A 25807-nucleotide genomic window follows, 5' to 3' on the forward strand; every position below is an offset into this window, starting at 1 on the left:
TTTTATTCCTTATAAATTGTAAATACACCGGAACAATAAGATATTTTTATAAAATCCGTTTTTAGATGCGGAAACCATAAATTAAATCTTTCAGCAATTAAATAATATTCTTCATCATCCCATTCTTCATAATCTTTTTTTCTTGCAGCTTCCATATCTTCTTCCGTTTCAAATGCAACATCGCCGAAGATAAGAATACCCTTTGGGTTTAAGGATTTTAACAGCTTCAGAATATATGATTTTTTTGCTTTGTCATCTATGTGATGAATTGCATAGGTACTGAGTATAACATCGAATTGTTTTTGCTCAAATTCCTTAGGGAGACCATCGGTAAAATCAAATTGCAAAAGTTCCGCATTAGGCATTTTTTGTTTTGCCTTTTTTAGCATCTCATTTGAAAAGTCTATTCCGTAAATATTATATCCGTCGTCATAAAGTTTTTTTGCTAAAATACCTGTGCCGAATCCTATGTCCAAAATATTTTTAGGATTTTGCTTGCGAACCTTTTCGTATACCGTACCTAGAACTCTTTTATATCCGGCAAAGGGATAAACATTTTCTTCATCTGATATTTCTACTTGTGTGTCGTAATTATTTGACCATAGGTCAAAGCCTTTACTGTCCAACATCTTGTTTCTCCTTAAAATTAACTTTTACTTGCCCAATTAAGATATTTGAATGTCTTTAATCTTGTTTAAAATACTTTGCAGTGTAAATGAATTTAATTTTTTTTCTAGGGTGGTTTGAGCATCCAAAAAATAGCCGTCAAGCAAGAAATTTATTTTTTGTGCAATAGGACATTCATTCGGTGGTGTGTCATGTATTTTAAATAGTTTTCCGTCTTTTATTGATTCTACTGCATTAAAGATATCGAGGAAGCTGATTTGAGCCGCCTTTTTTTTTAGTGCAATACCGCCTGTTCCCTGAGTAATTTCTATAAGACCGGCATTTTTTAATGCACTCATAAGTTTGCGTATAACTACGGGATTTGTCTTTACACTTTCGGCAAGAAAATCGCTAGTTACCTTGCACTTATCTTTAAAGAATTCAACGCAGAGTAGGATATGAATTGAAACCGAAAATTTTGTTCCTATTTGCATAAGCCGTCCTAACCGAATATCTTTTTCATCTTATACTAAAACTATATAAGATACAATAGGTCATTTCTAAAAATTAATGTTTTTAGATGCTCACAATAGGACGGCTAATGAATCGTTATTTTTATAAACTTACAACCGAAAAATTATCTTGAATGAATTTTCCATTTTCTACTTCATCAATCATAGCGATGGCGTAATCGGCATAGCTTATTGTGCTCTCTCCATTCGAGTTGAATGGGAGATCTTTACCTGCAAGTTTATATTTCCCGGTACGTTTACCTTCTGCTTTAAAATCTAAGGGCGGAGATAAATAAGTCCACAAAACATCTTTTCTTTCCTTTAATTCAAGAAACGCATCCGTTTCTGCCTGTGCTAAAGGACGGAATTCTTCAGGGAAATTGGGAGCATTAAGTAAGATTGTTTTGTGCTCCTTATCTGTGTAGAGGCAACCCGCTCCTCCGACTATTAAAAGACGGATTTTAGTATTTTTTACGCAATCACATAAATGCCTTAACGAAGTGATGTGCCGGTCAAAGGTTTCAGGTGTCCACGCTCCAAAGGCATCGATAACTGCATTAAAACCTGTCAAATCTTCAGGTTTTAGATCAAATAAATCTTTTTGTAGAACCTTTGCCTTTTCGTTTTTTGCACAAGGCTGACGGATGATGGCAGTTACATCAAAGCCCCTCATTACAGCTTCATTTGTAAGACAATGACCTTGTTTTCCATTTGCTCCAATAATTGCAATCTTTTTCATTAGAACCTCCAATGTTTTAATACTATAGTTGTAACTATTATTGTTACATCTATAGTATAAGCTTTTTTAGATGTAATGTCAATGGTTACAACTAAAATTTTCTAAATTCTTTTATAGATTTTATTTGAGATTTATATATAGTCCTTTTTTTATTTACAAATCATGAATTACACGGGTATGATAAAATCTTCATCATAATATGGGATCAATGAATCATGAGTCATGAGAAACATATTTTCTACTTTTGCTTGGCAAATTAACATGCGATCAAAAGGATCATTGTGCAATTTTGGTGCATTTTTAGAATAAGTAAGTGTTCCAAGAGCAATCACATGACTTGGTTTTATATACAGGCAAGATAAATTCGCTTTAAGGCTTAGCTTATCCAAATGTTCCCCCGAAAATTGAAAAGAGTCAGGGTGCTTTAAATATTTAAGTTGAGCTTCCCAAATATTTATTGTGCTGTAAAAAATCTCATTTTGAGGATTGAGTATAATTTTTCTAGCTTTTTGAGAAAGTTTTTCATCATTCCGATGCAGCCATATTAAAATATGTGTATCCAATAAGACTTTCATATGGATTCTCCAAACATATCACTTATTTCGTCATCATATGCATTTATGTCATCCGGTATTGGAAATTTTCCCTCTGCAAGTCCTATAATAGGAGCTTTTTTTGAAAGGCGATTTTGATTTAAAAAGGAAATCTTATATTTTAATAGTTCAATATATTCTGCCACAGATTCAAGATATTCTTCCGGCAGCGTTTTCAATTCTTTTTCTAATGTGCTATAACTCATATTCTACCCCCTTTATCTCTATATAATAGCATATTTTTTATGTAATTAGAATACCTTGATAACTAGTTTGAAACCTAAAATTGAAAAAAAGACTAAGTATGCACGTTTCATAATCCGGCATGGATGCCGGTGTTTCTATGCTTGGCGAGTTTGTGCTTGCCGCAAACTCGAAGTTGAACATTGGACACTGCTCTCCGATTTTCAACGGTAGTATACTAATCCCAATTTTTTTAATATAATGCATATATGAAATCTATTAAACTGTTTTCTTTATTTTTAATTTTTTCAAGTCTGCTCACCTTGCTGACAGGCTGCGCTAGTATGTATGTCCGCGGTTCAACTCCCGTTCAAAGGGCCGTATCCGCTGCAGATCTCCTTATTGCCGGCAATGTATCTGATGATTATATACGGGTTTATAAAACCGAGGTTTCACAGGCTGAGCGGTCGATTATGGATATGATTAGCAAGGCCGAAAGATACGATATATACTATGCCGATATTGCAGACAATATTTCCGATTGGATGTTGCTTTATAGCCGTATTTCTACTCTTCAACGAAAATATCCCGAAGGTCTACAGGGAAAAAGAGAATCTGCGGTCTTTGAAGCTAAAGATTATAGCAGCCTAAAAGATAGGGCTTATACGAAGGCTACGGAAGCTCTTTATGATGAAGCGTTACATCTTGTGAAGATGCCGGGAAATGATCCTAAAAATATTTCTAAAGCATTGGAGAATTTAAAACGTGCAAAAAAATATTCCCGCCATCTTGATAATGAGATAAATTCGCTGGGTGCAGAGACGGCTTATAATGCAGCCGAAGCTCTTGCTTATACAAATAAGCCGGATAATCTTCTTCAAGCCTCCGAATACTATATGCTTTCAAATTCATGGATTCCGGGATATAAGGGCTCTTTGGAAAAAAGCCGGCTTGCAAAAGAAAAGGCAGCATATCTTTACATCGAAGAAGGTACTTATAACTTAAAGCTAAAAGATTATACCGCTTTCCGCCAGGCAAAAACCTCTTTTAAAAAAGCGGAAAAAATAATTCCGGGTATGGCTTCAAGAGAAATTGCAGAAGTAAACCGCAAGCTTACAATTAGACTCGCTATTGTGAAACCGGATAATAATTATACTGATGAGGATCGAATAAGGAGTGCAATAAGGTATGAACTTAGCGCTTCAAAGTATGGGCCTGAAATTATAGAAATAAATTTTATCAGAGTCGGTATTAATTCTATATTTAATCTTATCGATATTCGGGATGCCGATTTAGTTCTTATTCCTTCCGATAATTATGGTAAAGTTAAAGAGATATACGGACCTGTATATCCTGTAAACAAAAATGTATCAAAGACTATAAACGGAGTTGTATATAACGGTATAATAACGGAACAGAATCAACTTGTTACCGTTTACGCTCAAAATGATTTTGTTCTATATGATATTAGAACGTGGAGAAAAACAGAGCTGCGTTCTTTTAGCAATGAAACAAATAAGTTGTCTAAAAATTTTACGGCAAGATATTATAGCGGTGCTCCTGAAGCAAAACCTGCCGATTTTAATCCCGGATTTTTATATGAATCTGGTCAATATAAAAAATTTTTTCCGGAATTGATGAATGAAAATAGTTATATGAATTTGATTACTAACTACGGCTCTCTCAGTTCATATGGAAAAGAATTGTGTAATGAAATTAGAAACCTGCAATATATAGAGCGGCGGTAAACTTTGTGTATTACAAGTTTAAAAAATGATGTTTTTTAGTGTAAGTAAAGTAAAAAGTTAAATTGAGTTTATGGTAGGTAATGGAATTCTTATCTTATAAAAATTTCTAAACCATGTAATGTTAGCGGCTTGCTCAATTATACTTTGATTATTTTTAGATTCAAATGTTGTACAGTCTTCATCATTCTCTTCATTATCTTCAGTGACCTCTGAATTAAGTTTTTGAGGTTCCGGATAGATGATAAGACATTTTATTTCGGTGTTTTCATCTAAATTAACTCCAAGTGCTTTAAGTATTTTTTTATCTCTGGCATAACCGCTTATTTGGCGTATATCTTCAAGCATATTTGCATTTGAATCACGATAACGTGGTTTATATTTCGCATCGATAATCATCTGTTCATCTTTTTTTATAAAATCTACTGCGGTTTTTCCGTGTCCTTTTACCTGAAAATAGATAGAGTCTAATCCATATCTATCAATAAGCGTTTTATATACATACAATTCATATAGGCGGGACATATCAATCCAATAGGGCAGTGTTTCCTGTTCTGATTTTACTGTATTACTGATAGCATAATCATAACGTCGTAAAATGATTTTGGCTAATTTTAAGGCAGAATTGTAATGAAAAAATAAGGTGTTTGTACGGAAATGTTTTATCTCGGCAGTATCAATATAATCGGAAACAGATTCAAAGCTAGTTAATATACGTGTAAGCCTTTCTTGTAATTTTTTGCCTATAGAATGAGCTTGAAGGCTTTTATTATGTGCAAGTATTTTCTTGCAAAAGAGAAGAGCTTTTTTTAACAACCGATTTTCCGGAATATCAGGAGTAAATTCTTGGAAGATACAGATATTTTTATAAAGCCGTTTTTTACAAATATTTTCCTTAATATTTTTTGAAATTGATATTCGCCCCTTTACTTTACCGGTAAGATTTTCTTCTTTGCATACATATCCTTTTTTTAAGCCCTTGTGTACAATTTTTTCAACTAATGCAAGAAATTGTGTAATTAAAAGCGGTGTAAGATAATTTGATATTTCTTGATTAAGTTTGATTAAAGGTTTATCAAAATCAATACCGTAACAGCTTGAAAAATATGCTATTTCATTGCTGCTTTCAATTGAAAAGGCTGCATCAAGCATTGACAAATAATCAAGCTCTTGGATTTTCGGACTAACTGCAGCCGCTATTTTATTTTCTACTAACCAACAGGTTCCGATATAGTAGCTTGCCGTTATGCTTCGATTAATACCTAGATAGGCAGGCTCTTCATCTATATTAGGATTTCCTAAAAATTTAATTTCAGAATTTTCTTTTTGAGCAAGCTCCCATACCTCCTGAAATAATATTTTTTCATCTTCCGATTCTTGATGAGGAGTTTGATGTTCTTTAAAATATAAGACTTTAGTTTGCTTCATTTAAATTGAATGATTTTAAAAGTAAGCCGTCTTTATAGTATTCTTGTAATAGCGGTTCTACTTCATATTCTATTTTTTGTTGTAATTCTTCTTCCGTGGTTGCCATAAAATAACTATGACCCGGCATTAAATCATCAAAATCCAATTCTGATTTATGCTCTTTAATAAAAGTTTCTATTTTATTAAACATTTCGAGTGCTTTATTTTTTAGAATATTGTTTTTATTACTTATATTATTGTCATAAAAATCTTCGATAGCGTGTTTATCCGATTTGAGGGTAATAAAGGCAAAACGTCTACGGAGAGCATAATCGATTGATCCTGTGCTGCGGTCAGTAGTATTCATTGTACCTATAATATACACATTAGGAGGGACGGCAAACTTTTCTTTTGAATATGGAAGCTGTAATGTTATCGGGTGTGATGCATCTAATCTTTTATCTGCTTCCAGTAAAGTAATTAATTCTCCGAATATTTTTGAGATATTGCCTCGGTTAATTTCATCGATGATGAGAATATAATTTTTTTTCATGACTGTATCAGTTACTTCATTATGGTTATTTTGTAAATCATCTTTATATTCGTTTTTATTAAAACGAGTAATTAATTCAGTTATTATCCATCCGTATTCTATATAATCAATAGTTTTTGTATTTCCAGCAGTTAAGTTTGAAATTAATTTAAACCATTGATCTTTATTGTATGATGATACATCGCTAATATTATTACTAATAAAATATTCAAACAAAAGTTTAATATTTTCTTTTTTTTCTGTTCTAGCTGCTTGTTCTCTAAAGACAATTCTTTTTCGATCTTTATCCCAACTAATGGGGATATTTTTACTATTGGCAAATTGATAATTTGTAATACTACCATTTTTGATATCTCTAATTATGGAATCATAAAGTCTTTCAAATATATCCAATTCATTAAGATATGTGTGGATATTTTTAATCATTGTATCATTGTTTAACTGTTCTAGCGTTTTTTTACTATTAGAATAGTTTTCAATTGCTGCCTTACATATCTTTTTAAATATACCGTCTTCAACAATATAATTAATACCGTTCGGATTATCTTGTTCATTTTTTAAAATTTGGGGTTTTAATCCTTCAATAAAATCTTCATAATCCATTGATTGATGGAATGTGACAAAAGCAATTTGTCCTTCATCAACATATTTTTGATATGTTTCCATTACTTTATAATGATTGGAATAATCTATTTTTTCTCCTATTAGCGAGAGAGCAATTTTAGCTGTAACGTATGTTTTTCCTGTACCCGGTGCACCTTGCAGGATGATGTTCTTTTTTATTTTAAGTAAGTCATAAATTTTTTGTAAATTCATATCGTTCCTCTTTTTATTGATCAAATGATTTATTATGTTTTGTGTATCCAATTTATGAATTTGACATATTCCTTGTTGTGTTTCATATTTAAATTGTTCCTTATTGGTTAACTCATATATCAGTGCTGGTGCTATTTTATTTGTTTTATCATATAGTATTTTATATTTATCGAAATCGGTTTTTAGATCGTTTCTATCGGTAATAGGAAATGGTGGAGCCGTTATGACAGCAAGAGCAATAACGGTAAATCCTTGGCATATTGCAACGTAATCTCCTGCTTTCATATTATTGCCACCGCAAATTACAATTTCTTTCTCACGTAATAGCGGATAATTGTTAAGTACGGTTGGGTTATCTTGTTTGCCCCACTGATCGCCCAATTTCCAATAATTCATTTTTAATTCTTCCTTATTCTAATTCAATTTCTTTATGTGAAAGAATAACTTGCTATATCTGCATATGCTATTATATAATCAATATTTTATTTCGTCAAGGAGTAAATTTTTATCTATGTCTACAAACCAGAGAAATTAATTAAAAAATAATAGTTAAAAGAATTATTTTATGCCGAGAAAAACAGGAAAAACATCAAGTAATAAGACCTTTTTGATTGTTGTTGATAATCTAGGTTTGAAAGTATTGATATATTTCTTACTTTGTGTATACTAATAGATGTAAAATAAACTTGAATATATATTGTTTATAAGAGGTTGTTTCATTTGCGAATTATAGATAAAAACAAAGATTATTATGATTATTTGGCTCATCAGCCGGATAGTGATGATGAAGTAACATTTGATAGACGAGGTTCTATTCCTTTACGGAATGAAGATTTTTTTAATATTTTAAGTGAACATGTCAAAAATCATAAATATTACCGCCGATATTGGGGATGGTGGAAAGAAGAACCGGTGAAATACAATAAGTTTTTTGCGGTCCGTGCAGGAGTTAAGTTATTCTTGATCGGTCTTAAATTGGAAATTGATGAATCTGATTTTCGGAACTGTATTTTAAAATCTTATAAAATGGAACTTATAAAAACATTTGAAGATTTTGATTATAGAGGAAAAATTTTGGATATAGTTTCTGTTGAGAATATAGATTTCCTTGTTACTGCAATAAATAAAAAAAGGCTTGAAAATGTCAAACTTTCAGAACTAGTTATTAAAAATATGGGGTTACCGGATGAGTTTTATATTTTAAAAAATATCGGCATTCCTTCTCTTATTCCTACCGAACAAATTTATTATGGTATGGAAACCTACTTATTTTCACTTAAAAATGATAAGAGCTGTGAATCAAAGGGTTTAACAGATTCCGAAAAGATAGTTAATCACGGTTTCGACAAAAAAACATCTTTTAGGAATATGTAGCCTAAACTTATTCAGTCAAAAAGACAATGAGATTATTACTTGCGGAAAATCGCTTAGAGTTTCGGGAAACCGAATTCGCATCCTTGGTACATTGGAAGACTGCGGTGTATACTGTGTACCTCAAGACGGTTCGGAGCCTATAAAGGTAAAAGAAGAACACATTTTTACCAACACTCCATCGTTGGTAGAATTTTTTGTTCCTCCCGAACTTGAAAAGGATAAACAATACGCCATCCGTATTTGCACACAATTCTCGTCGGGACAGATAACCGTCAAGGATCTCCGTACTACGGAAACGGATTTTTATCTTAAAGCGGTGTAGGTTTGGCGGAAAAGCTTTTTGCCGTTCCGCCTAAACCTTTAATTGCTAAAACTTTCCGGCTAATCTGTAAAAGGATTAGCCGGAATTTTGTTTTTAAAACAATGCCCTTGCTTTTTGTTATTATATACCCTATAATTACACATATAGAGGAGGTTTTCGTATGAAAATGAAGGAAAAGAGCGGAAAGCTCTTAGGTTTAGGTGTAGCAGTGCTGCTGCTTGCTGCGATGATGATAGGAGGCTGTAAATAGGTGCAGGGGAATAGCAGCAGGGAGAAAAAGTATGAGGTAACGGTTAGTGCAGGCAGTAACGGGAAGGTAACGGTAGCGCCTGAAGTTCCGACGGATAAGAAGGTGGCAAAGAAAGGGTCAGGAATTGACGATTACAGCAACGGCAAATACAGGTTATAAGGTAGACACGTGGACGGTAACGCCGCATAGTGCACTACAGTCCGGCGGCAAGGCTGGTAGCAACGTCGCAGTGGTAAAGATAAGCGCAGATACAACGGTGAATGTAACGTTTAAGCCGGTGGGCGGAACACCATCTACACCACCTTCCGGCGATGTCGGTAGTTTTGAAGATACAGGCGACGGCTTTATAAAAATAAGTCCGCCTGCAGCGGGGATTACCGGTAAAGATCCGACATATACATTGCCGGGAATGGGAGAGGAGTATTGGAAAGGAGTATTCCGCGCAGGGCGGAAGGTAAAATTGAGCCCTTATAAGCTTGGCAAAACGGAAGTGCCGTATAAACTGTGGAAAGAGGTATACGATTGGGCGACACAGCCTGCGAATGGATACAAGTTTGCCAATGCAGGAGTAAAAGGTAAAGATGGAAGCGGGACTGAAGAAGAGCCAGTAACGAGTGTAAGCTGGCGAGACTGTATTGTATGGTGCAATGCGTATACCCAGAAAATCAAAGGGGAGGGGGAATGCGTCTACCGCAAAAAGGACGATCATACCGTCGTATTAAAAGACGCAACGGACGGAGATGCCTGCGATAATGCATCTGCCGATATGAGGAAGAAAGGGTATCGCCTTCCGACGGAAGCGGAATGGGAGTATGCAGCTCGGTGGCAGGGAAGCGACAACACCAATGCTGACAAATACGGAGAAGTATGGCTTACCAAACTGAACAGCGCGAGCGGAGCAAAAGCTGACTGGAATAATGCGGATGAGACAAAAGCGGTTGCGTGGTGTGGTGATAATTCAGACAATAAGACCCATCCTGCAGGGGAAAAACGGAAGAATGCACTAGGCTTACACGATATGAGCGGGAATGTATTCGAATGGTGTTTTGATGGGGATGATAATGATCCTAGAGCAAATGATGCTGCTTATACATCCGGCGGATTTGTAGTTGACCCGCAGGGTGCTGCATCCGGTGATAACCGCGTCTTACGTGGCGGCTGTTGGGGCGATTACGCGGGGTGCTGCGTCGTCGGTAATCGGAACAACGGCTACCCCGACTACAGCTTCGTCTTTCTTGGCTTTCGTGTGGCTTGTCGCCCCTGATGAAAAATGTACACGGATGTACATTTTTCATCGACGAGTTTGAGGCTGCGCCTCAAACGTCGCTGCTGCGTGGAACCAGCGGCATCCGTGCCGCGTTTTGCCTGTGAGGTTGAGCAGCTAGGGGCGTTGCGTAAGCCGCCCGTTGCGGCGAAACCGAACCGGCAAAATGTGTTTTGTGGTGCACGTTGCAATCAGCCGGTGCAGAACGTATTGCAATAGGATTTTATGCCGGTAATGCTATCGGCCGAATGTCAATAGTTTTAAACAGTATCAAATTTTTCAAATCAGCAACCTCAATGCATAGCATCGGAGTTGTTGATTTATAAATCTTTCTCAATATCCTTCTGCATTATAATCTCATCTTCGTCTTTGTCGATTTCATAAAAGCCGAAATTTTCATAGAGGTGTTTTGCAGCTATATCACCTTCAACATAGCAAAGCTGAATACATGGATATCTTTTTTCGGCTTCTATCATCGAAAGCCATTTTTGTAAAGCTGCTTTTCCTAAACCTCTTCCTTGACTTTTTTTATCTATCATAAATTGATCCATAATGCAGACAATTTTGTTACCGTCAATCCAATCTCTCTGCATTATAAGCCCTATGGGTTTATCCGAATAATATACGGCAAAAACCTTTGCATTTTCTTTTCTGTAAACAAAGGCTCTTGCAAGGATTGTAACATTTGAGGCTGCAAAATTTTTTTGTTCTTCTTTTATGGAAAGAGAATTGATTATTCTCCAATTATCTGGAGTAATCTCTTTAAATTCAATATTATCGGGAGTAGGGTGGTTAGTTTTCATAAAAATATAATATAAAGTTTAGGTGTAAATTTCAATAGACCAATAATATTTATTGGAAAAATATTTATAGGTTTTGTCTTTTAGTAAAATTTTAAATTCTTTTTCGGTATAAAAGTTTTTCATTATTTCATACTCGGTGCCGTCTTTAAGTTTTCGTATTTGATAGGTATTGCCGTTTTTATCGGTTTTGGATATCGGAGTACTTTCTCCTTCCACAAAAAGGTTGTCCATAAAGAATATTAAAGAAGGTTTTTTAGTTTTTTCTATGAGAGTTTCGACAAGATTTAAAAATTTATGTTTTGTCAGATGACTTGCCAAAAAGCCTATAAATATGCCGTTGTATTCGTTATTAGGTTTATAGTTTCTATAATCCAAAATTGCAAATTCCGGCTTGCAGACTTTAAATATTTTTTGTTTTGCAAGTGTCAATACTTCCTTATTAATGTCGGTTGCAAGTACGGTTTTTGCAGTTTCTGTTAATGTTTCCGTCCAAAATCCGGTTCCGCAGGCGAATTCTAATACATTCCTGTTTTGGAAAAGTTCTTTAATATAATCTTGATATTCAAGAATGCTTTTTTGTCTTTCCGGTTTTTTATATATATCTTCATATTCTTTTGCTCTTTTTTTGTAATATTCTATCATAGGTTTTACTTTTCCTTTGCGAGTTTTAAGTTTCCTTCATAATCAAGATCACCGTCCAAACCGAAGGCCTTGAAAATTGCATTCTTATCTTTTTTGTTTGCCGGATTATTTAAGCTGCCGCCGGCTGCGGGATAAAATGGAGCATTGGATTTTGCTTTTATACATTCTTCCAATTTGTCTATCTCCAAGAAACAACCTATTAATTCCGCTCTGTAATTTTTATGATACCAGTCTTCATCCTCGTATAGAGCATATTCTTTTAAAGACATTTCTTTATATATCAAGCCGTATTGAAGATAGGCAATATCTCTGTCCTGATAATTTATACTCTCGCTTGTCGATATCGGAGCATCATTTAAGTCTTGATACGTAACTTTTCTGTTTCCGATAATTTTACATTCGCCGTAATAGATATTGTTATCCATAAGGGGCTGTGCAGGGAGGGATAAGTTTTTTTCCAATTCATCAAGATCAATGTTGATGCTGTCGCTTATTTTATGATAGACCTTTACAATTAAAGCTGTTCCCATCAAATTGTTAAGACCGTAGTTTTTATTCTTTTTAAATTCGGGTGTTTTTCTTAATTTAACAATATCGATTAAAATTTTACCGAAGCCGTATTGCCGTCTTCCTATTTTAAAAGCAAAGATATCCCCTTCCTTATATTTTTGATGCTCTCTTTTTTCATTTTTAAAATTTTCCAAATCGGCTAAATCTTCTTTCGATGTTTCCTTTATCCATTTTTCGATCCAAGAATTCAGGGCGGAAGCCTTGCTTTCTTCTAACCTTTCGGAATAATATGTTTTTTGTGTGGTGTAGTTTCCTATGCAAACATGTCTGCTTCCAAATGAAAAATATAAGCCTATTCCTCTAAATGATTGAGTTGCCGTAAAGTTTAATTTTTTCGGTTTTCCTTTTGCCGTTTTAGGCAGTACAATAGTTCTGTTTTCGGCAGTTTCAATATTAAGCTCGTTTTCTTTATAGTAAAAAGCCTCGCCTTCAGAATCCGATGCCGATATTTCTTTTTTGATAACATCGCCGTCAAAGTAATAGAGGGTGCCTTTTATATTCATTACTTCCCAGTGATCTTCAATCGGATTTAAGCCCAGATATTTTCTTTGTTCGTTGGTTAAAATAAATTGTTTATTCAACTTTCATTCCTCAGTCGGCAAAACTTTATATAACCAGTTTATCCAGATATGAAAATATTTTAGAAACGGCTTGCTTGTTTTCTTCGGTCATGTTCATAGCTCTGTCTATTTCGCTTGCAATAAGCTCCGATTTTTGATTGATCTCATTCATATTGCTGCTTATGCTCTTAGAAATGTCTACAAGCCTCGTCATTTCTTTTCCTGCTTCGGTGTTTCCTATAAGCATTTCTTCCGAACCGCTTCTGACTTCAGAGGTTATCTGCATAATATTTTTTACTGCTCTAAGTATTTGAGAGCTTCCCGTGTCTTGTTCATTCATAGCATTCATTATTTCGCTGTTTCTGTTGTTGACAAGGTTAAGAATACGCATTACTTCCGTAAACTGAGTTTCGCCCATTGAGGAAGATTTTGTTACTTCTTCTATCTGATTTTTTAACTCCGTTAAAACGCTTGTTATTACCTTGCCCTGAGTGCCGGACTCTTCGGCGAGTTTTCGTATTTCATCGGCAACAACAGCAAAGCCCTTTCCTGCTTCTCCTGCGTGAGCGGCTTCAATGGCTGCATTCATGGCCAGTAGGTTTGTTTGACTTGCTATGTTTTGGATTACCGAAGTAGTTTCTAAAAGACCTTCGGATTTTTCGCTTAGGGATTTAACAAATTCGTTTGTTTCTGAAATTGATTTTCTTCCCTTTTCGGCTGCGATATTTAATTCTTCCATAGAACCTAAGTTATTTTTTAGAACAGAGGTAATGGATTTTATATTTGCCGTCATCTCTTCAATAGCGGAAACAGATTCTGTTATAGCCGAAGATTGGTTAATAATATTTTTGTCAAGTTGTTCAAGGTTTTTTGCAATTTGTTCCAAAGTGGATTGAGTTTGCAAAACTCCTGAAGATTGGTTTTGGATACTGTTATTTATTGAAGAAATATTTCCCGTAATTTGGTCCACTACATTTGAAGCTGTTGTCATATTCGATAAAAGATTATGGGCAATATCCTGTGAGGTTTGACCTGTGGTTTTTACATCATTAAAAAATTTTTTATTAAAATCTAAAAGGACATTAAAATCTTTTATTAAAAGAGCCGCCTCATCTCTCGAATCTACCATAAGAAAATCTTGATTATAGTTTCCTAATGATAAATTTTTTATTGCGGTCTGTAAGCTTGAGATCTTCTTTTTGGTCGATTTAGTGATAAGAACTATATTTATTATTGAAAGACTTATTCCATAGATAAAAAGCGGAAGAACCTTTGTTAAAAGCTGCATATAAATATCATCAGTTTGTGTCCTAACTAAAGGAGCCATTGTAAAAAAAGAAGTTGACAGAATACTTAAAATACTTACGAGTGCAGTTCTTCGTGTCATCGAAAGGTCTAAGTGATTTTCTTGAACCGGTAAAAAAGCTGCCCATTTTTCCAATGCTCTTATCATAAAAGAACCGAAGAATATCCCAATTAAGAACATATTTCCCATAGTTATACTCATATATGAAATGAATGTTCTTGTTTGTGAGATTAGACCGGATTCCAGCGAAGTAAAAAACGGACCCAAAATAGCAATCATCAGCGGGATGGTAAATGCAATTTTTACATATAATGATATATTCTTTTGTGCCTTTATAGGGTTTTCTTTCCAGTTTACTATTGACGGCATTATAAATTTCCATTTGATGAGGGGGTTAAAAATAGATGTTATCATTATAACTACAAAAGTTTTAGTGCTTAGGATATTCATAATGTTTCCTGAGCTTCCTACTATGCGGTTGGTTAAAATGGTCGATAAGATCCATGCCAAGTTGGTTAATAAATCAAATACCAATATTTTTTTAGACGGATTATAAATATCCGCATTTTTTTTGCTCATAGTATACTCCTTCTATATCTTTGGGTTGTTTAATTTTACTGTAAAATGCACATTGTGGAATTCTATTGGGAAAAAAGAGCATCATTCAGTAGTTTTGTTAGGTTACCATATAAATAAATTTTAAATAGGTAAGTTACTTGAAAATAGATAAATTTTCAATTTTTTTTCCATTTGGTGATGCCCGATCTCAAAAGCCTGAATTCCCGTATTATCAAAATAGATATGGGGATTGCACTCAATATTTCAATGAGAAATGTACCATAATAAATTCCTGCAATACCGGTAAATATAGGAAGAATCAACATTACCGGAATGTAAAAAACGATTTGCTGTAAAATTCCCAATATTGAACTGATTTTTCCTTTGTTGACGGCAGGAAAAAAGGCTAGGGCAAAAAATACTAGGGGCATAACCGGAAGGAGAGCCATGTAAATCCTAAAATAGGAAATATTTTGAATGTTTAAGTGAGGATTTTTCATCATCAAGGAAACCGCTGTTTGAGGGAAGATAAGTATTAAAATCCATAATGGAGCTATCAAAACAAGGGCTGCAAATACAAATTTCTTAAAGGCTGAAATAAGGCGTTCTGTCTTATCTGCTCCGAAATTTATTCCTATTATGGGAGAGAGGGCAATCATGAAGCCACCTATCGGCTGTAGTATAAATGAAAAGATGCGGGTAATGATTCCGTAAAAAGCAATGTCGTCCTGTGAGCCGTAGTGGTTTAATACATTTAAAACTAAAAGCATTTGGATCGTTCCCATAAACTGCATTATAAAACCTGCTAATCCCATCGAAATAATCTTAGATATAATTTCGCCGTCCATTCTGATTGTAAATATGGAAACAGGAGAATCGATTTTCTTTTTTGCAAAATAAACTGTATCGATGACAGCCTGTACTGCCATACCGATATTTGTTCCTATGGCAGCTCCCTTTATGCCGAAATTAAAAATCACCATGAGTGTATAATTTGCACATCCATTGACAAGCAGGCTTATTCCCATAATTGCCGCTGCTGTTTTCATCTTTCCTTCGGAACGGATGAGGTTATTAAGAGCAATGGCATATATCCAAATCGGAGTGCCCCATAAAATTGTGCGGTAGTATTCGCCTCCATGTATTAGAGAATCGCCTCTGCCGCCCATTAAAAAAAGAGTTTGCTCCGAAAAAAGAAATCCTAAAGTCATCACGATTACACTTATTATAAGTGTCAAAAAATTGACATTGCCTAAAATCTTTTTTTGAATATTTTTATCTTCCGCACCGATTGCAATACTTGAAAGAGTTCCGGCTCCAGAGCCTACGAGAATACCTAAACCTATTATCGTTATGAGTGGAGGCAAGGCTACTGAGATACCGGCAAAAGCTCCTTCTTCGGCAAAATGTCCGACAAAGATTCCGTCCAGCACATTGTTTGCTCCCAGTAAAATCATTGCAATAACGGCAGGCCATGAAAGATCAAAAATAACTTTCCACAAGTTTCCGTTTAAAATAAATTCTTTTTGCTTTTCATTTTCCATAGTGTAAAAATTCCTAAATCATATAATGCGGAATTTAGCTGTCTTTGTCAATAGTTTTTTCTATTCTCAAATCAATTCTTGACAATAATCATGTAAGCTGTTATAATTCTGAATGTTAGCTTGTGCTTACGAAAGGAGGCCTTAATTGTTTAGGTTTATCATAAAACGAAAAGTATATTTTGTGCTCTTTTTTGTTTTAAGCGGAATCGATTTGTTTTTTACGATGAAGCTTCAATTATGGAAGGGACAGCTTCTTGATACGGCCTTAGGGAAAACCGCTTATTCTCTTTATACCTTGATGCTCTTGTGTTTAGGAGCGATGGTCTTTGCCTCTTTATTTTCTTATCTTTACAGTCTTGTAAAATCGAAACTGGTGGTAACTGCCGAGGCAGATTTACGGAAAACTTATTTTGATGCCCTTCTTAAAAAAACGATGGGAGAATATATCAATATCCCTGAAGGAAAAATAAGTGCCGATTATACGGATAAGATAGATGTGATACGTACTCAGTATTTTTATGTTTGGACGGCTTTGGCCGACAGTGTCTTGATATTCTCGGTAACGGTAATAACCCTTTTGACAATAAATATACAGGCGGCCATTGTTACTGTTCTCTTATTAATGATTCCTCTTATTGTTCCGACTGTTTTAAAAAAGATTTTGGCTAAGGTTTCAAAAGAAAAGATGGAGGCAGTCGAAAAACATTTTTCTGCCGTGAGAACTTGGTTAAAAGGAATTGATATTATAAAAGTTTTTTCTTGTGAGCAATATATAATTTTCAGGTACGATAAGATAAACGAATTTTTAAGAAAAAAACAAATGGATGCCATAAATGTAAGTTGTTTTGAGATAGGCTTAAGTTTTTTTGTATCGGCTATCGTTAATTTGCTTATGACGGCTTATTGTGCATATTATGTTTATAAGGGTATTTTTTCTATCGGAGAATTTTATACCATAATGAGCCTAATCGGGATTCTGTCCAGGCCCATGTATTGGACCGCGAACTTATTAAAGACTTTCTTTTCTTCCCGGCCTGTCCGTGATGCAATGATTGAATTTATAGATGCTAAAACTGAAACAGACGAAATAGGAAACTTAAACGGATTTAATATTGATGCTGTAGGCTTATCGTTTTCGTATAATGAAAAGAAGGTTTTAAATAATACCGATTTTACATTTAAACAAAACGAAAAAATCTTGATCCTAGGAGAATCGGGTTCAGGAAAGTCCACGATAATGCGGCTCCTTTTGGGAATGTATGCTCCGGATTCCGGTTCGCTTACAATAGGCGGAGCTGCTCCAAAAAAAATAAAAAATATTGCCGATATAATTTCGATTCAGCAGCAAGAAGCCTATATCTTTAAAATGAATCTCTTGGATAATTTATTTTTAGATAAGTACATAAGCGAAGAAAGGGTAAAAGAGGTTCTTGATTCCTTAGGTTTAAATAAGTACACGCAAGATAAATATTTAAAGGAAACCGTCATAGGGGAAACTTACGGTTTTTCAGGCGGAGAAAAAAAGCGTATAAGTATTGCAAGAGCTGTTTTGCATAAACGCCCGATAATGATATTCGATGAACCTCTTGCCAATATCGATGATGAAAATATTGAACGGGTAAAAAAAATAATTTTCGATATAAAGGATTCTACCGTAATAATTATTTCGCACATTGCAGATACCGAAACAAAAAAAATGTTTGATCGAATTTATAAATTTGATACAAGCGAAAGGAGATTATATGAAGAAGCTGTCTAATCTTGAAAAATCATTTATATTTTTTGCTCTTCTATTTTTAATTTTTTCAGCCGCCGCCGTTACGGCTTTTTCATGGTTAAGCGGAAAAATAGCCGATGCTGCCGTAAGCAAGGATATTGAAAAAATAATTATCTTTGTATCTGCATATTTTGTTGCAATACTGGTGAGGGGAGGAGCACACGGGCTTTATTCTTATTTTTTCGGAAGATTTAAAACAAACCGTTTAAAACTTTTACGGCAAGGTCTTTTCCATTCTTGGGTAAAAGCCGAGTATGAAGAATTCTACAGTATTGAAGAAGGAAAGAAAATTTCTTATTATCAACAACAGCTTCCTTCTCTCGACGGAATATACTATCAATCCTTCTATGGAATGGGACAGATTCTTATGGAAACGGTTTTTGCTTCAGCCTTATTTCTATATGTCAATATAAAATTGGCTCTTGCAGGTCTCTTTTTTATTTTTATTACTTCGATTATTCCTCAAATGTTTAAAAAGCTCTTGGATAAAACTCAATCCGAATCAATAGAAAGTGTAAATGAGCACATGGGAGAGTTTTCCGATTGGTTAAAAGGCTTTGAGGTAATAAAAAATTACGGAAGTGAGGGCCGTTTTCAAAACCTCTTAAATAAATCGGTAGAAAAGCTGGCAAAAAAACAATTTTCGGTTTCAGCGGCAAATGTTGCATCACAAACTCTTTCTTCTTTTGCATCTCAATTAAGTATAATTGCAGTTGCTTTTTACGGCGTTTATATGATTAATAAAAATGAATTAAGCATAGCGGAGTTTATGATGGCTAACGGCTTGGTTGTACAGCTAAGGTCTCAAGTTTATTATATCTCTATGTATGTGAACCGCTTTATTATGAGTAAGGTTACCCTTGAAGGTTATAAGACCTTGATAGTTAAGGAGGCGGAAGAAGAAAAGATTGAAGCTGAGATTTCTTCGGGCGATATATCGTTTAATGATGTAAGTTATGCTTACAGTGAGCTGCCTGTTCTTCAAAATGTAAATAAAAAATTTACCGATAAGGGTATACACATCATTTACGGAGAAAGCGGAAGCGGAAAATCTACTGCGATGAAAATTCTTTTAGGTCTATTAAAACCTAAAGGCGGAAACATAGTATTGGATGGAAAAAATATTCATTCCATAAAAAACAGGTCAGAACTTATTTCGTTTTTAGCCCAAGAAGCCGTTTTCTTTGATGATACCTTAAAAAACAATTTAACATTGGGCGAAGATATTGCAGAAGAAAAAATATTCGGCTTAATGGAAAAATTGGGCTTGAAAAAATTCGCAAATAGCGAAGCCTTGAATATGGACTTTACCCACATCGAAAACAAATTTTCAGGCGGCGAGTTAAAGCGGTTAAGCTTTGTGCGTACCCTTTTGAGGGATACGCCTGTAGTAATTTTCGACGAACCCTTTGCAAATATAGATGCTCAAAATATAGAAAGAGTCGAAGACCTTATTTTAAGTCTAGATGATAAAAAAGTTTTTATAGTAACCCATCAGCTTAACGAAAGGATCAAAGAAAAAGCTGCTTCCCTCTGGAAGATAGGAGCTTGATGGTTTTTGGGTATATAGAAAAACCTGACAATCATAGAAGATTTTCTTCTCATTTTTTGTCAGGTTTATCTAAAAATTATTTAAGCTCTATTTCTACGGTAAAGTTATCTTCATTTAAGTCTTCATCTTTTACCGCATAGCCAAAATTTTTGTGTCCGCTATTAGCTTGTTCAACGCCGTTAATTTTCCAGCTTTTTACTTCTTCGGAACCGGATAAAATTGCTTCAAAGTTTAGTTGCACTCCTGCATACAGCCTTAATCCCGAATTAAGGCTGTGTCCATTTTGGGAACATTTTATCTTGCCGGAATCAAAGGTCAATGCTGCACTTTTCAAGCCTTCTTTAACTTTGCAGCTTACCGATACTGCACCGCCTGAAGCCTGATATATATCAGATTTCATTATAGTAAAATTAAACCATGTGTGTCCTTGGTTATTCCAGTATGGCTTATTATTGTTTATTTCCCAGCTTTTTACAGCAGAATCAGGCATACCCAGTGCTCTAAAATTGAGGCGTTCTCCTTCATAAACAATAGTTTCATTCGATTTTACTTCAGTTTCTGTTTTATTTCGGGTTACCGAGCATCTTATGCTGTTATCAAAGCTTATCTTTGTCTCTAATGCAGGTTTTAATGTATAGCCTATTATGAGAGTCCCGCCTGATAGGTGTTTAGCCTTTACATTAAGCCAAAACCTGTTAGGCCCGTCACCTGAGTTGCTTTCCGTTTCAACGCCGTTTATCGTCCACTTATCGACTATTTGCCCTTGGGGAGGATTAGCATAAAAGTTAAGACTATCCCCTTCTTGTACTTGATCTCCGTTAGTTATTGCGGTATTAGGTCCGTATTGGTTCCATTTTTCACAGGTCATGGAACTTTGCGAGTCATTCCAGTGTATAGTTCCTGAAGCAGCACCTTTTGTGGTATAGCCTATTATGAGTGTACCGCTTGATAGGTGTTTAGCCTTTATATTAAGCCAAAACATGTTAGGCCCGTTACCTGAGTTGCTCTCCGTTTCAACGCCGTTTATCATCCACTTATCGACTATTTGCCCTTGGGGAGGATTAGCATAAAAGTTAAGACTATCCCCTTCTTGTATTTGAGCTCCGTTAGCCAATTCTGTCCAAGGATTTTCTTTATAACAGGTCATAGGGCTTTCAGTGTTATCCCATTGTATAGTTCCTGAAGCTGCTCCTTTTGTGGTATAGCCTATTGTGAGAGTCCCGCCTGATAGGTGTTTAGCTTTTACATTAAGCCAAAACCTGTTAGGCCCGTCACCTGAGTGGCTTGTTGTTTCAACACCGTTTATCATCCACTTATCGACTACTTTTCCTTGGGTAAGATTAGCAGTAAAGTTAAGGCTATCCCCTTCTTGTATTTGAGTTCCGTTAGTCAATTCTGTCCAAGGTCCGTATTGGTTCTTTTTTGTACATGTCATGGGAGTTTGCGAGTTATCCCATTGTATAGTTCCTTTTGCTGCTCCTTTTACGGTATAGCCTATTGTAAGCTTACCATCTTTAAAGTGTTCAGCTTTTACAAAAAGTAAAAATTTATTATGTTTATCGCTGAATAGGCTTTGGGTGATAACACCGTTTACTGTCCATGTATCGACTATTTGATCTTCAGGAAGATTAACAGTAAAGTCAAGTCCATCACCTTCTTTTACTTGTTCACCGTTAGTTATTGGTATTGCCGGTTGTACGTGTTCGTTAAGTTTATTACAAGTCATGGGGCTTTCAGTGTTATTCCAGTGAACGGTTCCTGTGTAAGGTGTTTTTTCTGTGCAGCTGAAGTTAAGAGTTTTACTGCCGTCTGCATCTGTGCTGCTGACCTTATAGATAAACATTTCCATCTCAAACATTCCCGATACAGGTTTACTGTTTACCAGACACTTATCTATAATCTTTCCCGTAGGTAAATTTGCTTCAACAGCAATAAGTGTACCCTCGTCTATTTTTGAGCCATTCGGAATTTCGGGTTCTCCATTTTTTGGAATAAAAATCCTTTTTATTGAATTGTCATACTTGATTGTAAGTTTTTCGGCTTGAATTATGCTATAGTCAAAGAGGATAATGCGGTTTTCGGCATCTTGCTCCTTTACTACATACTCATAGAAATAAGGAATTCCTGAAGACAGTGATGATGGCTTTCCGTTGATTGTCCATGAGGGGAGTTCGCCTTCTTCAAGGTTGACGGCAACAAGATATATCTTATCGCCTATGCAAACCTTTTCGTTATTTGCCAAGGGGGTATTCCCAAGGCTTAAGTAAGCTTCTATTTTGTTGTTATCGAATTTGACGGTTATTTTTATTTTATCCCATTTTGCATAAAGCTTTATATTTTCGGTTACCTTGTCAGATTCAAAATTCCATTTTGAAGTAAAAGACTCGTCTTTGTACCAGCCTTCAAATTCTTTTTCTGCCAGAGTCATTTTCGGCGGTTCAGTGAGCTTTTGTCCATGTATTATAGTTTGCAGTTCAGGTGCGGGGCTTCCGCCGTTTGCTTCAAATGTAACCTTATATGTTTTTTGCTTAAATTTTACTTTTACATTCAGGTTTTCGGTTAATGTGTGCTTAATAGTTGCAGCAGTCGGCGAATTTGCATTTATTCCTTCCCAGTTTGAAATTTCAAAACCTTCTTCCGGGATCGCTTTAAATTCAAGAACAGTACCGGCTTCTAGTTTGGTGTTTGCCGTTACCGGAGTTCCTCCGGCTTTTACTTCAAGCCTGCCTCCGCTTCCGTCAACGCCGAAATTTACCAAAAATTTTTGTATGACGGTTACTTTACAAGCTTTTTCAAAATTTCCGTCTAAGGTTCTTACCGTTATTTTTGCAGTACCGGCACCATTAGCCGTAATTGTTCCTTCTTGGTCTACAGAGGCGGCCGTATTATTGTCCGAGCTCCATTCTATTTTTTTATTTGTTGCGTTGGGCGGCTGAACCGATGCTGTCAGTTTTATTGTCTCTCCTGTTTCAAGGGTAATCGATTCAGGTGATAGATCTACTCCGGTTACAGGAACGGTTTTTCGTGTAATATGCAAAGTTTTCTTCCATGCTTTGTAACCATCGCTTCCTGTTTTTTCCGGAATGGAAAGCTCTACTTCTGTAATTTTTCCTGCTTCAAGCTGAATAGGTTCATCTTTGACGGTAATATTTATATCCGAAATTGGTATTAGAAGTCTTAAAAATTCGGCAGTGAGGTCTCCGCTTGAGACAGTTTCTTTATCGTTAGGGATTCTTACCGACATAGAAGCTAGATCCGCCTCTTCACCATATACCTTTAAAGATTCAAGGGTTAACTCAGGCAGGTCAGAAGACGATAAACGTTTTACCTTTATAGTTTGCTGCCATTCGCCGTATTGACCTTCGACAGCATTTACTTTTAGGGTAACGTGAGTTTCAGTTCCTTCGGTAAGAGATACGGGGCTGTTTTCAATATTGATAGTGGGTGTTATCTCCGTAGTTCCTATAGTAAATTTTCCCTCGGCTTGTGTTACTGTTGCTATGGTGTTCGGAACATCTACTTTCCATTCAGTCAAGTCTACATTATAGCCGTTAATTTTTATATATTTTGGAACAGGGGCTATTTTTTTAAATTTAGCACTTATCTCAATATTTTCCGTTACAGTTATGATGTTAGGATTTTTTTTAGTTTCATCTATACCTGTCCATTCTGCAAGTTCGTAGCCGGATTCAGGTGTTGCTGTCAGTTTTACTCTTGTGCCTTTTTCGATAGATAGGGTTTTTGTTGCATTTTCTTCGATGTCCTCGCTGTTGCCTTGCCATTCAGCTTTAATGGTTCCATTGGTGTCGGCTTTAAGGGTTAAGGTTGCTTTTTCTTTAATAAATTTAAGTTTAACTTTTATACTCTGTTTATCTTTAACAGTAAACGTTGCTGTAAGTTTATCCGAGGAAACAGATAGCTGCCCCCCCCCGTATTCCAGCTGTCTACTGCATAATAGTTAGCTGTATCAGGTAAGGCCGTAAAAGTTATTTTAGTGCCTATCAGGATTTTTTTACCTGTTGCAGGAATTTCTTTTGTAGTTCCTTTTTCGGTATATACTGCTTTTAGAGTTCCTCCTTGTCCGTCTATTTCCCAGCTGACATCGGCCGAATTTTCAGGCGCTATTTCAGCTTCTTGATTATTTTCCTGAGTTTTGGGCGATTCAATAGGATTTTTACACCCAAATACAAACATTAGACTAAATACCGCACACAGTATCGCTGTATTTAGGACTATCTTCGAAAATAAATTCCGATTTTTCATTTTGGATCCTCTCTTTATGTGTAGATTTTGTTACCGATATTATACACTATATTTATAAAAAAGCAAGAGTAGAAAATATGGAGAAAATATGGATTGTAAGGTTCTGTAGGCAGGTTATAAGGCTTCTGCTTCCCAAGTATCGGCGGTTTCTTCATCAATACCGTCAGCGAATACAGCTCCTATTAGGACTATCTTTTTTCCGCTCGTCTTGTAGGGTTCGGCATAGCCTTTTTCTTTTATCTGTTGAATAGCTTCTTTGGGTGTACCGGAACCCATCAGCTTAAACTCGAAAATGTAGACCATATCATCAGTGTGAACTACGCAATCGGCCCTTCCTTTTGAGCTTACTACTTCGGTTTGAACAAACTGTCCCATCAGGCTAAATATTATATAAAAGGCTATCTGATAATCCCTTTCCCTCATATGCACATTTTCCTTTGAGGCGAGGCTGTAAGGAAGACCTGCACAAGCCGTGTACATTCTTTTCATAAAAGAATCCGGCTTATTATCCCGTAAATCTCTTATAAAATTCCCTATAAATAAACCGCTTGCATCCTTTGAAATAGAGGTGTAGGCCGGTACGAGATTATCTAAAAAGCCGTACTTTACCTCGTCATTCGGGAAACCCAATTTGTAAAGCTGAAATTCCTTGTTATAATCTTTTATGGTTAAATAGCCGGATTGAAAAAGAATAGGAATCGGGTTATTCATATCGGGACGGTAATCCTGTAAGGCGTTTTCACTCATTTCGGCATTTTCTAAAATATCACGGATAAAGACATCTTGCTTCTGCAAGGCCTTGACCAAAAAGGTAGGAGTTCCGGTCGAAAACCAATAAGAGCTTGTTTCTTTTTTTATAAAGGCATTAAGCAAACTAAAGGGGTTGTATACACTCTCTCCTTCAGGATGGAAAAAATATCCGTCATAACGCTTTTTTAGAAGAGCAAGGGTTTCTTCATAACTTAGCTTACGGTTTACCGCCAAGGCTTCAATTTCGGGTTTAAAAGATTGCTTCAATTCAGTTTCCGTGATACCGCAGATACCTGAATAATCTTTTTCGAGAGAGATGTCCCTCAAATTGTTTAAATCGCTGAAGATGCTAACCTTACTGAATTTGGTAACCCCGGTTAAAAAAGCAAAACGGATATGTTCATCGCAGGATTTTATAATTCCGTAAAAACCTTTTAAAATAGAACGGTATGCTTCATTTACTGCCTCATTGTCCCACATGGTTTGAAGAAGAGGTTTATCGTACTCATCTATCAGGATGACGGCCTGTTTTCCGGTCTTTTCATGAGCCCTGCTTATAATTCCCATAAACCTCTCAGGAAAGGCAGTTTCGGAGGGGCGGCTTCCATAGGTTTCCTCCCAAATACAAAGTCTATTGTTTAAAAGAGCTTCCAAATCTTCTCTTGTTTCGTATTTTGAGGCATTAAGGTCCAAGTGAAAAACCGGATATTTTTGCCATATCTCACGCCTACTTTTTTCACCTTCCTCAAAAGCTTCAATAGCCAAGCCTTTAAACAATTCTTTTTGACCTAAAAAATAAGCTTTTAAAGTCGAAAGAAAAAGACTTTTACCGAAGCGGCGCGGCCGACTTAAAAAAAATACGCGGCTTTCAGCTGCAAGCTTTACTACATATTCGGTTTTATCTACATAAACAAAGCTGTCATTACGCATAACCTCAAAACTTTGAACGCCTAAAGGTAATTTTCGGATACCGGACATTTTTTACCTCCTTAATTTATAATTATGAATCAAATTGATTATAGCATATTTTTAGAATTTTTATAAGGGGAACTAAACTCTTGATTTTTATGCATATATATCCGCTGATTATTTCCAAAATATATATAATTCGGATTCAG

At 35.5% G+C, this 25807-nt stretch carries 21 protein-coding genes and 1 pseudogene; 6 read left to right on the forward strand and 16 right to left on the reverse strand.

Annotated elements, in window-relative coordinates; genetic code table 11:
* Positions 1-2 precede the first annotated feature (2 nt).
* The 5 genes from HO345_RS00975 to HO345_RS00995 form a co-directional block, all read right to left on the reverse strand.
* Complete coding sequence (locus tag HO345_RS00975; RefSeq protein WP_253683422.1) at positions 3-629, reverse strand: class I SAM-dependent methyltransferase; 627 nt, start codon at positions 627-629, stop codon at positions 3-5.
* Between the two features lie 36 nt (positions 630-665).
* Positions 666-1100 (reverse strand): Rrf2 family transcriptional regulator, encoded by a 435-nt coding sequence (locus HO345_RS00980; protein ID WP_253683423.1) that lies wholly within the window; start codon positions 1098-1100, stop codon positions 666-668.
* Between the two features lie 121 nt (positions 1101-1221).
* Positions 1222-1857: an SDR family oxidoreductase gene (locus HO345_RS00985; RefSeq protein ID WP_253683424.1), complete on the reverse strand. Its 636-nt coding sequence runs from the start codon at positions 1855-1857 to the stop codon at positions 1222-1224.
* Between the two features lie 167 nt (positions 1858-2024).
* A complete protein-coding gene (locus tag HO345_RS00990) occupies positions 2025-2432 on the reverse strand; it encodes a type II toxin-antitoxin system VapC family toxin (protein WP_010694789.1) in 408 nt (135 codons plus the stop codon).
* Positions 2429-2656, reverse strand: a complete 228-nt coding sequence (locus tag HO345_RS00995; protein ID WP_010694791.1) for a DUF2281 domain-containing protein — start codon at positions 2654-2656, stop codon at positions 2429-2431. Before HO345_RS00995 ends, HO345_RS00990 begins: the two co-directional genes overlap by 4 nt.
* Positions 2657-2902: 246 nt before the next feature.
* On the opposite strand from HO345_RS00995, the gene HO345_RS01000 reads away from it, so the two are divergent.
* Positions 2903-4381: a hypothetical protein gene (locus HO345_RS01000; protein WP_253683425.1), complete on the forward strand. Its 1479-nt coding sequence runs from the start codon at positions 2903-2905 to the stop codon at positions 4379-4381.
* Positions 4382-4438: 57 nt separating this feature from the next.
* Here the strand turns inward: HO345_RS01000 and HO345_RS01005 are convergent, their stop codons facing one another.
* Positions 4439-5806, reverse strand: coding sequence for an McrC family protein (locus HO345_RS01005; protein ID WP_253683426.1), 1368 nt, complete (start codon positions 5804-5806; stop codon positions 4439-4441).
* The gene (locus HO345_RS01010; protein ID WP_253683427.1) at positions 5793-7550 is read right to left on the reverse strand and encodes an McrB family protein; all 1758 of its coding nucleotides are present in this window, start codon (positions 7548-7550) and stop codon (positions 5793-5795) included. The genes HO345_RS01005 and HO345_RS01010 overlap by 14 nt, the downstream gene beginning before the upstream one ends.
* Before the next feature lie 324 nt (positions 7551-7874).
* Here HO345_RS01010 and HO345_RS01015 point away from each other — a divergent pair, with 324 nt between their 5' ends.
* The 3 genes from HO345_RS01015 (at position 7875) to HO345_RS01025 (ending at position 10364) form a co-directional block, all read left to right on the forward strand.
* A complete protein-coding gene (locus tag HO345_RS01015; RefSeq protein ID WP_253683428.1) occupies positions 7875-8528 on the forward strand; it encodes a hypothetical protein in 654 nt (217 codons plus the stop codon).
* Positions 8521-8850, forward strand: coding sequence for a DUF4469 domain-containing protein (locus tag HO345_RS01020; protein ID WP_301338715.1), 330 nt, complete (start codon positions 8521-8523; stop codon positions 8848-8850). The genes HO345_RS01015 and HO345_RS01020 overlap by 8 nt, the downstream gene beginning before the upstream one ends.
* A gap of 380 nt (positions 8851-9230) precedes the next feature.
* Positions 9231-10364 (forward strand): formylglycine-generating enzyme family protein, encoded by a 1134-nt coding sequence (locus tag HO345_RS01025; RefSeq protein WP_436411228.1) that lies wholly within the window; start codon positions 9231-9233, stop codon positions 10362-10364.
* A gap of 320 nt (positions 10365-10684) precedes the next feature.
* On the opposite strand, the gene HO345_RS01030 is transcribed toward HO345_RS01025, so the two are convergent.
* From HO345_RS01030 to HO345_RS01050, 5 genes are all read right to left on the reverse strand, one after another.
* On the reverse strand, positions 10685-11167 hold the full coding sequence (locus tag HO345_RS01030; RefSeq protein WP_253683430.1) for a GNAT family N-acetyltransferase: 483 nt from the start codon (positions 11165-11167) through the stop codon (positions 10685-10687).
* Positions 11168-11185: 18 nt separating this feature from the next.
* A complete protein-coding gene (locus HO345_RS01035; protein WP_253683431.1) occupies positions 11186-11809 on the reverse strand; it encodes a methyltransferase domain-containing protein in 624 nt (207 codons plus the stop codon).
* Positions 11810-11814: 5 nt separating this feature from the next.
* Positions 11815-12960, reverse strand: a complete 1146-nt coding sequence (locus tag HO345_RS01040; protein WP_253683432.1) for an immunity 26/phosphotriesterase HocA family protein — start codon at positions 12958-12960, stop codon at positions 11815-11817.
* 25 nt (positions 12961-12985) lie between these two features.
* Entirely contained in the window at positions 12986-14824 is a 1839-nt protein-coding gene (locus tag HO345_RS01045) for a methyl-accepting chemotaxis protein (RefSeq protein ID WP_253683433.1), read from the reverse strand.
* Positions 14825-14979: 155 nt separating this feature from the next.
* Positions 14980-16347 carry an MATE family efflux transporter gene (locus HO345_RS01050; RefSeq protein WP_253683434.1) on the reverse strand — a complete coding sequence of 456 codons (1368 nt, stop codon included), beginning with the start codon at positions 16345-16347 and terminating at the stop codon, positions 14980-14982.
* Between the two features lie 145 nt (positions 16348-16492).
* Here HO345_RS01050 and HO345_RS01055 point away from each other — a divergent pair, with 145 nt between their 5' ends.
* Positions 16493-18106: an ABC transporter transmembrane domain-containing protein gene (locus HO345_RS01055; RefSeq protein WP_253683435.1), complete on the forward strand. Its 1614-nt coding sequence runs from the start codon at positions 16493-16495 to the stop codon at positions 18104-18106.
* Positions 18090-19676, forward strand: a complete 1587-nt coding sequence (locus HO345_RS01060; protein WP_253683436.1) for an ABC transporter transmembrane domain-containing protein — start codon at positions 18090-18092, stop codon at positions 19674-19676. Before HO345_RS01055 ends, HO345_RS01060 begins: the two co-directional genes overlap by 17 nt.
* A 76-nt stretch (positions 19677-19752) precedes the next feature.
* Here HO345_RS01060 and HO345_RS01065 read toward each other — a convergent pair whose 3' ends face one another.
* The 4 genes and pseudogenes from HO345_RS01065 to HO345_RS01075 all read right to left on the reverse strand — a co-directional run bounded on the left by HO345_RS01065 (position 19753) and on the right by HO345_RS01075 (position 25667).
* On the reverse strand, positions 19753-23211 hold the full coding sequence (locus tag HO345_RS01065; protein WP_253683437.1) for an Ig-like domain-containing protein: 3459 nt from the start codon (positions 23209-23211) through the stop codon (positions 19753-19755).
* 57 nt (positions 23212-23268) lie between these two features.
* Positions 23269-23616, reverse strand: a pseudogene (locus HO345_RS13100) (InlB B-repeat-containing protein); the annotation flags it as partial.
* Complete coding sequence (locus tag HO345_RS01070; protein WP_253683438.1) at positions 23535-23939, reverse strand: hypothetical protein; 405 nt, start codon at positions 23937-23939, stop codon at positions 23535-23537. The gene HO345_RS01070 and the pseudogene HO345_RS13100, both read right to left, overlap by 82 nt.
* Positions 23940-24053: 114 nt before the next feature.
* On the reverse strand, positions 24054-25667 hold the full coding sequence (locus HO345_RS01075) for an ATP-binding protein (RefSeq protein ID WP_253683439.1): 1614 nt from the start codon (positions 25665-25667) through the stop codon (positions 24054-24056).
* Positions 25668-25807 lie beyond the last annotated feature (140 nt).

The organism is Treponema denticola, from assembly GCF_024181645.1.
GTDB lineage: Bacteria > Spirochaetota > Spirochaetia > Treponematales > Treponemataceae > Treponema_B > Treponema_B denticola_A.